General features: G+C 40.5%; 8 protein-coding genes. 5 read left to right on the forward strand and 3 right to left on the reverse strand.

Annotated elements, in window-relative coordinates; all coding sequences use genetic code 11:
• Nucleotides 1-45 precede the first annotated feature (45 nt).
• The 3 genes from IQ259_RS26185 to IQ259_RS26195 all read left to right on the forward strand — a co-directional run bounded on the left by IQ259_RS26185 (nt 46) and on the right by IQ259_RS26195 (nt 2,964).
• Nucleotides 46-1,179, forward strand: coding sequence for a branched-chain amino acid ABC transporter permease (locus tag IQ259_RS26185; protein ID WP_193888908.1), 1,134 nt, complete (start codon nt 46-48; stop codon nt 1,177-1,179).
• Entirely contained in the window at nt 1,169-1,951 is a 783-nt protein-coding gene (locus tag IQ259_RS26190; RefSeq protein ID WP_193888909.1) for an ABC transporter ATP-binding protein, read from the forward strand. Before IQ259_RS26185 ends, IQ259_RS26190 begins: the two co-directional genes overlap by 11 nt.
• A 275-nt stretch (nt 1,952-2,226) precedes the next feature.
• The gene (locus IQ259_RS26195) at nt 2,227-2,964 is read left to right on the forward strand and encodes an SH3 domain-containing protein (protein WP_193888910.1); all 738 of its coding nucleotides are present in this window, start codon (nt 2,227-2,229) and stop codon (nt 2,962-2,964) included.
• A gap of 237 nt (nt 2,965-3,201) precedes the next feature.
• Here IQ259_RS26195 and IQ259_RS26200 read toward each other — a convergent pair whose 3' ends face one another.
• Complete coding sequence (locus IQ259_RS26200; RefSeq protein ID WP_193888911.1) at nt 3,202-3,783, reverse strand: metalloregulator ArsR/SmtB family transcription factor; 582 nt, start codon at nt 3,781-3,783, stop codon at nt 3,202-3,204.
• A 536-nt stretch (nt 3,784-4,319) separates the two neighbouring features.
• Between IQ259_RS26200 and IQ259_RS26205 the strand changes: the two genes are divergently transcribed.
• Nucleotides 4,320-4,976 (forward strand): Uma2 family endonuclease, encoded by a 657-nt coding sequence (locus IQ259_RS26205; RefSeq protein ID WP_193888914.1) that lies wholly within the window; start codon nt 4,320-4,322, stop codon nt 4,974-4,976.
• A 68-nt stretch (nt 4,977-5,044) separates the two neighbouring features.
• On the opposite strand, the gene IQ259_RS26210 is transcribed toward IQ259_RS26205, so the two are convergent.
• Nucleotides 5,045-6,331, reverse strand: a complete 1,287-nt coding sequence (locus tag IQ259_RS26210; protein WP_193888912.1) for a glutamyl-tRNA reductase — start codon at nt 6,329-6,331, stop codon at nt 5,045-5,047.
• 156 nt (nt 6,332-6,487) lie between these two features.
• Nucleotides 6,488-7,525 (reverse strand): class II fructose-bisphosphatase, encoded by a 1,038-nt coding sequence (glpX, locus tag IQ259_RS26215; RefSeq protein ID WP_193888913.1) that lies wholly within the window; start codon nt 7,523-7,525, stop codon nt 6,488-6,490.
• 628 nt (nt 7,526-8,153) lie between these two features.
• On the opposite strand from glpX, the gene IQ259_RS26220 reads away from it, so the two are divergent.
• Nucleotides 8,154-8,627: a DUF981 domain-containing protein gene (locus IQ259_RS26220; protein ID WP_339383837.1), complete on the forward strand. Its 474-nt coding sequence runs from the start codon at nt 8,154-8,156 to the stop codon at nt 8,625-8,627.
• Nucleotides 8,628-8,671: the final 44 nt, after the last annotated feature.

Below are 8,671 nucleotides of genomic sequence, written 5' to 3' on the forward strand. Positions count from 1 at the left end.
GGGAGCAGGGGGAGAAGAACTAATGATTAATGACTATTCACTAATATGGTTGATTATTTAATTTTTCTGGCAATTTCTACGGCAATTTTTGCTCTGTTCGGTCTGGGACTAAATTTACAGTGGGGTTTTACGGGGTTAATTAATTTTGGTCATATTGCTTTTATGACCTTGGGAGCATATACCACAATATTGCTAAGCTTGCAAGGCATTCCTCTACTAATATCAGCAGTTATTGGGGCGGTGGTAGCGGCTTTGTTGGGCTTGATAATTGGTTTTGCCACCCTGCGCTTACGAGAAGATTATTTGGCGATCGTCACTATCGGTACGGGTGAACTGATTCGGTTGGTGGTGAATAACCAAGATTTACCTGTAGGTGATACCTGGATATCTGGGGCGTTTGGGGTACAAAGTTATACTATACCCTTATCCACAGAGCCAAATTTAGCAATTCGCCTGGTGATGATTGCGTTGCTGACGCTGTTGGCGGCTGTAACTTTTTTTGCATTGTGGCGATGGATTCGCACAGCCCAAAAATTTCTGGCGGCTGATACTTCTAAAAAAACAGGTAGCAAGCAAGAATTGTTATCGCGTTTAGGAGTAGGAATAGCCTTCGGTTTATTGACAGCTGCAATTTACATTTCTGGTGTGATTGGTTTGTATAACTACAATCCCAAAGCAGGTTTGATGTTGTTGTCGTTGTTAGTATTAGCGTTTGTATTTTGGCGGTTAGAAATTTTGGTGCGATCGCCTTGGGGACGAGTATTAAAAGCGATCCGTGAAGATGAAGAAATCCCGAAAGCCTTGGGAAAAAATGTCTTTTGGTATAAAGTGCAATCCCTGATGTTAGGAGGTGCGATCGCAGGTGTCGCAGGTGCTTTCTTCGCTTGGCAATTAAGTGCCATTTACCCTGATAATTTTCAACCACAGCTAACCTTTGACGCTTGGATCATGGTAATTTTAGGCGGTTCCGGTAATAATATCGGCACAATCTTAGGTGCAGTGATTTACTTTGCTTATGATGCCATCACCAGAGAAGTTCTACCCAGAATTATCCCCTTAGATGAAGCGCGTCTAGGGGCGTTTCGGATCATGGTTATCGGTTTAATCTTAATGGTACTAATGGTTTGGCGACCTCAAGGTATTTTAGGCAAAAAGGAGGAACTCACCCTTGGTAAATAACCAATCATCGCCACTTCCTTTGTTAGCAGCTTCTGGACTTTGTAAAAGCTTTGGCGGGATCAAAGCAGTCCATGAGGCCAGTATTGAAGTTCTTAAAGGTAGCGTCACTGGGTTGATTGGCCCCAATGGTGCAGGTAAAACGACTTTATTTAATTTACTTTCTAATTTCATTCGCCCAGACAAAGGCCGAGTCATTTTTGATGGGGAACAGATTCAACAGTTGCAACCATACCAAATCGCCCAGCAGGGATTAATCAGAACTTTTCAAGTTGCGCGGACTCTCTCGCGGTTGTCAGTGTTAGAAAATATGCTGTTGGCGGCGCAAAAGCAAACAGGCGAGAGTTTTTGGCAAGTACAACTACAACCCCACGTAGTCGCTAAAGAAGAAAAACAATTGCAAGAACGGGCGATGTTTTTATTAGAGTCTGTGGGATTAGCGCATAAAGCGCAAGATTACGCTGGTTGTTTGTCTGGTGGACAACGCAAGCTGCTGGAAATGGGCAGGGCTTTGATGACTAATCCCAAGTTAATTTTGTTGGACGAACCAGCAGCCGGGGTGAATCCGAGGTTAATTGATGATATATGCGATCGCATCGTCACTTGGAACCGTCAGGATGGGATGACGTTTTTGATTATTGAACACAATATGGATGTAATTATGTCCTTGTGCGATCGCGTTTGGGTACTGGCTGAAGGACAAAATTTAGCTGACGGTAACCCATCTGAAATTCAAACCAATCCCCAAGTTTTAGAAGCTTATCTCGGCAAATAATTTTTTTTAAACTGATAGTTTTGTGGTTAGTGGTAAAATTAACACTAAAATACTTCCACAAAACTTCAAATTATTACTATACATGACTTTTAATACGCTTTTGATATATACGTAAGTAAGTTATCCTTGCGCTAGTTTCTCAATGTTGAAAGTAATAGCGTTGGGAATTTCTCAATTTCAACTTAAATTTCAAGTCTACGGATTTTTTTTAAATCAAACCGGATTGCTATTAGTAAAAGTTATTTAAACCCAGATATAATCCTAATAATATCATTATGATGATTACGGAAAAATGGGAAGTTGAATTGAATGGTAAGAACCACGAAGTAAAGATTGATATTGATAGTAATTCTGAGGATGAACGTTTATATTATATATATTTTGATGGAAAATTAATTCGACAAGAATCTTCATTACACCTCGAAGCAAAGGCTGTCAATTGGTGGAATTGGTATTTAACAAATGAAGTTACGATATGTAGCTTTACAGAGTATGGCTTTGCTTTTTCTATTAAAGTAGAAAAGATACCCAATAATGCACTACAGGCTCTAACGCTGTATATTGATGAAAAAAATGCAGATTTAGTAACTAGCTTTCGTAATAATCATTCTATGCCATCTCGTCTAAATGCCCATGCTTGGTCTAAGGACGTAATTGTACCAATTGTTGTTGCTCTTTTAGGCGGCGGTGGTATTTTTGGTTTGATAAAAGGTTGTCAAGAATTAACTCGCTCAACATCCTTAGTTAATTCGCAAGAAACTACTGCAACGGCTCAAAAAAGTAATTCAGCATGTTTTCTTCGACCAGGAGCATATAAAGCTTCTGTTACAAGGAAGTTAGGTTTGGCATTACGTGAACAACCACTAAAAAACGACCCTGAAATACAGCGTATAAAGCTTAATCAAGAAATAATTGTTTTAAAAAAAAATTCGGATGGGAATTGGCTATATGTTTGCTTGGAAGGAACTGATAAAAGAGGCTGGGTAATAGGAGAACATACAAAAAAAATATAGCAATAAAATGATTTTAGGATGATGTTTTGCCTGTCCTTAAAAGTGCAAAAATATTGATATTTTATACTAAAATTCCTCATAAAAACGATTAGTTATCAATTCTGTTATAAAGTGGCATCATCAGAATGGTAACGCTTGAAAATGCAACTGATGAGCCACTACGTTGAGTATAATCCCAGGCTGTAGAGAATAGTTTTATTACAAATTGAACATGCTCATTTCTTCCAATTCTTCATTTCAAATACGCCAATAAACTCCATTTTCTCGCTGCATTAGCTGGTAACTAATCAACTCTCTGTGCAAAGTTGCATAGTCGGGATGATAGCTTTGGAGAGTTTCATTTACCATCTGTTCTGAATATTCAACTCCTGGCTCAAATTTACTCGCTAACCACTTCAGAATTACCAAGCGCTTTTTGCGATTAGTGGGAATTTCTTTGAGGCGTTGAACTACCTGCAAGTTGTTGGAATCACTTTCTAAATAGTTGTTTATGACCTTGCTTTCCCAAGCTTCAGTATCTACATACTCGATTAAAGATGCTATCTTCTCAGGGGTAAAAAGTTCTTTGCTAATGTTTTCTAAAGCTTCACTATCCAGTTGATAAAGACGACTATTACCATCAGGGCGCATAGTTACCAAATTCAGTTTCTTGAGTTTTGCTAAATGGTGCGATACTGTCGGTTCTTTAAGTCGCATCAGCGCTGCTAATTCTTCCACGCTACACTCCTGATTTGCTAAGATACCCACAATCTTTAATCGACTCTCGTCTGCTAACACTTTAAAAAACTGTAGCAGGGTCTGAAACTTTTCTTTTTTCATAATTTTGTGATCATTAATTCGACCCTAATCTAATTAGAAAGAAATCGAATTAGTCGTGCTGTTCTCCTACGAAACAGCGCTAGTTTTATGTCGGTTAAATTTTGAATTAATGTTAATTTTGCGATTTGTTGAGAAAGAAAATGAAGTTTCTTAAGTTGTTCTTTACATTTCGCTATACTGAAACATTCATTAGTTAGAAAAATAAGAAAATCAAACCTCTTTTATAAGTAATTAAAATCGTAATGATTAAAAATTCAAAATATTGCCGATGTTGATTAGCGATCGCCAAGACAGTATGAATAATTAATTGGCAGAGAATACTAGTCTATCGTAAGAAAATTAAATCACAGATAATAGATACAAATGTGTGACAACATTTCTGGCTGTAAATTAGATTTTAAGTAAACACAGGTAGTTTTCTGTGTTTATTTTTAGTGATAAATTTTGAAAAATCAGGCTTGGCGATCGCTCCAGCAAAAACCAGCCAGCAACATTTATTTGATAAAGTAATATATAATATTTTCCTTCTTGAAATTATGACTGCTGTCATTCCCGTTGTGAAACCTGTTAGCCAGATGCGCTTGGCTCCTGGTAGTACAGTTACTATACCAGATGTGAGTTGGTCAGAATTTGAGGCGATTTTAGAGGAATTGGGAGAAAAGCGGCGTGCGAGAGTAGCTTACAGCCAGGGTACTTTAGAAATTATGGTTCCTTTACCTGAACATGAAAAGCCAAAAGAACAAATTTCAGATTTTGTCAAAGCTTTACTTAGATTTCAAGGTAGAAGGTATGAACCTTTTGGTTCTACCACCTTTAAAAAGCTAGGGATAGCAGGAGTTGAACCCGACGCTTGCTTTTACATCCAAAATTATCAACGCATGATAGGTTGTCGTCGCTTGCAACCCGATGATCCACCACCAGATTTAGCAATTCAAGCTGATGTCACCTCTAAAACTAAACTTGATGCCTATAGAGCAATTGGTGTGCCTGAACTCTGGGTGTATGATAGCGGCACACTGAAAATTTATGTATTAAGTGATGGGATTTATTTAATCTCTGATACTAGTCCTTTATTTGAAGATATACCAATTAAACAAATAATTCCCATGTTTGTGGAACGTGCTTGGCAAGTAGGCAATCTTCAGGCTTTGGAAGAATTTGAAATTGCGATCGCAAAATATAAGGCTAATTAAACCAGACATATTTGGGTGCGTTAGCGATCGCGTCACGCACCTTGATCAAAATAAAATCTTAAATTGGTTTAGCCGAACTGCTCTTCAACATCCAGATTAAACAACATTTGCAGCGTTTGCATACAACGTCGTCTAGCCTCTACATCCTGCTGCGCTCGCAGTTGCACCATCGGATCATGTAAAATTTTGTTAACGATTCCTCTTGTTAAAGCCTCAATTACTTCTTGATGTTTGTCTCCGAATTCTGAACCCAAGCGCGACAAAGCTTTTTCTAACTCTTGTTCGCGGATGGTTTCGATTTTATTCCGCAGACAGCTGATAGTAGACACCGTTTCTAAACTGCGCCACCAAACATCAAAAGCTTCCACTTCTTCTTCTAAAAGTTTTTCTGCTTCTTGAGCCATCTTCCGGCGGCTTTCGTAGTTTTGTGCTACTACCGCTTTCAAATCATCGACATTAAACGCTTGTACATTTGCCAATTCGTTTACATCTGAGTGAACGTTTCGCGGCACAGAAATATCAAATAACATCAGAGGACGGCCAGGTTCTAAAACTATTTCTAACTTGGCGCGGTCAAGTATTGGCTCCGTTGCCGAAGTGCTGGTAAATACTAAATCACTTTCGGCAATTACCGTCATCATTTCCCCAAGTAAATGAGTGCGGATTGGTTGGTCACAAAATTGTTGTGCCAATTCCTGGGCGCGATCGCGCGATCGATTGACAATACTAATCTGTGCCGCGCCTTTTGAAATTAAGTGCTGTACCAACAACCGCGACATTTTGCCAGCGCCGAGAATTGCGACTCGACAAGCAGCTAAATTTGCTACTTTGATTTGTGCCAACTCCACAGCAGCCGAACTAATAGAGACAGCACCAGTTCCAATACTTGTTTCCGTACGTACCCGCTTTCCAGCTGTAAGTGCTTGTTTAAATAATCGATTCAAAATTGTTTTTATACCGCTGTATTGCTGCCCCAATTTGTGAGTATTCTTCACCTGAGCCAGAATTTGACCTTCTCCCAGTACCAGGCTATCTAAACCAGCAGCTACTCGCATAACGTGCATGACAGCATCTTCGTGCAGTAACACAAACAGGTGTTGCCTTAAAGAAGGCACAGGTAATTTGCTATGTTCTGAAAGAAACTGAGTAACTTCACGGATACCTTGGTCAGTTTCACTTGCAACAATGTAGATTTCCAGACGGTTACAAGTGCTGAGTATTGCTACTTCGTCAATATGGGGATAGCCGGTTAAATTAGCGATCGCGCTTTCGGTGAGTGGTTCTGGAATACTCAGCTTTTCCCGGATTTCGACTGGGGCTGTTTTATGGCTTAACCCCACCACTGCAATATTCATTTCTTATCAATTATTAGTAATGGGTTATTAACAATTGGGGAGTAGTGAAGAGGAACCGGGGCAGGGGGCAGGGAGTAAGGGGGAAATGCTTCTACCCTCTGCTCCCTGTTCCTTTTCTCCTCTGCTTCTTCTTCCCTACTACCTATTCCCTAATTTCTAGTGCAATTGCAGAATCTTCGGTGCATCAGACATGTGGATTGTATCGACAAATCTCGCTGTGCGGGATTGGCTGGAAATAACCAAGCTTTGAGTTCTAGCACCACCATTGAAGAAACGGACACCGTTCATCAAGTTACCAGAGGTAATACCGCAAGCAGCGAATAGAACATTTTCACCAGAAGCGAGTTCATGAGCATCGTAGACCTTATCGGGGTCATTGATGTTCATAGACCTTAAACGCTCAAGGTTAGCTTCTTTGCTTTCCCCAATCAGACCTGTTTTCACTATTTCTGGATCGTAGATCAATTGTCCTTGGAAATGTCCCCCCATCGCCCGCATAGCCGCCGCAGAAATCACACCTTCCGGTGCAGCACCAATACCCATCAATGCGTGGATGTTAGTTCCCGCAAAACCACAAGAAATAGCTGCACCTACGTCCCCATCAGAAATCAGTTGGACTCTCGCCCCAGCATCACGGATTTCTTTAATCAAATCGTTGTGGCGTTCGCGTTTCATGACAACTACTACGAGTTCATCAATAGAACGATCTAAGCACTCGGAGAGAATTTTGAGGTTTTCGGTGGCTGACTTGTTAATGTCTACCTTACCTTTAGCGGCTGGAGGTGCTGCGAGTTTCTTCATGTAGAAGTCAGGTGCAGCAAATAAGCCACCTTTTTCAGAAATTGCCAAAACAGCCATTGAACCAGGCTGTCCGTATGCTACCAAGTTTGTCCCTTCGCAGGGGTCAACGGCGATGTCAATTTCGACTAATTCATCTGGATTACAGAAGTCTTTCGCATCTTCACGGGTACAAATACCAACTTCTTCACCGATGTATAACATGGGAGCGTCATCACGTTCCCCTTCACCAATCACAATGCGACCGCGCATATAGATTTTGTTCATGCGTTCTCGCATAGCTTCTACTGCTACTTGGTCAGCAGTATTTTTTTCGCCTTTACCCATCCACTTTGCAGATGCGATCGCGGCTTGTTCTACTACTTCAATAATCTCTAACCCAAGCGTATTTTCCACAGAGTCCCCCTCTCAACTGCTTGTCTTTGCGTTATTTCATCTGGCTATTTCAGTTTTCAAGTCTACCAAAGGGCGGATACCTATGGAAAATAGTATTGACTTGCACAATTGTTAATTTTTGCTGCTAATTGATGTCAATTAATACCAGTAACCTAAAAATTAGAGTTCCTTTGTACTACTAGCTAATTAGTAGTAACTTGGTAGATAAAATGTCTATAAATTTTGCTGCACAATACTTTGAGGCAATATACTTAAGCCTAAAATATCCATAAAGGAAGACTAAAAGCAAAATAAACTAGTCTTTGTTGTATTTGCAACTGACTAGATAGATTCAAGAAAACTGCGTATAAGTTTACGAAAAAAAATTGGCTACGTTCAAAAAGAAATATAGGGGTTGCTTGTGTTTATCGACTACATCACACTCATGTTGATCAATATGGTAGCTGGGTTGATTAGAGGCAGGGGGCTCTTAGCAGGGAGAAGAGGGGACTGTAGGTACAAACCGAACTTCGTTCAGGCTCCCTTGCTCCCTTTCACCTTTGGTTAAAACCCCATCTCTTGTAGGTGGCTTTTCTCCCCTGCTAAGAGCTCCCTTCCCCCCTGCTTTTTTATTCTCCTAGCTGATTACGTGAACCGAGGCTTAGTTAGCTCAAATCAGAAACAGTGGATTCCTGGTTTTGGTGTTACAGGCGGGATCGCCTTAACAACTGGGCTGCACATGATGTTCACATGGCCTGTGCGTGGTAGCTTTAACATTGCCTTTGGCGAAACAACCGTTCTCTTCGGAGTTTTATTTATAGCAGCCGCGATCGCCTTAGCATTTGGCTGGGATTTGTGGACAGTAGCAATTTACGCTTTTTTTGCGGGATTGGTGGCGATCGTTGTCGGTATCCGCATCATGAATTTAAACATGATCAGAACACCTGTACTATCAGGCATAGGTTTTATCCTGACTGGTTTGGGCGGTATCTGTGCCGTACCTGCTTTATATTGGAAAACTAGCCGGACTTGGCGGTTAACTGGTGCTGTTGTATTGATTGTGGCTGCATTGATTTGGGCGTTTATTGGATATCTAGCTTATACCAATTCACGAAAATCTTGATACAAATTAATGGTTTTTAATTCTTTCCCCCTGCTCCCTGCCCC

Origin of the sequence: Fortiea sp. LEGE XX443 (assembly GCF_015206815.1) — a bacterium.
Classification (GTDB): Bacteria; Cyanobacteriota; Cyanobacteriia; order Cyanobacteriales; family Nostocaceae; genus Nostoc_B.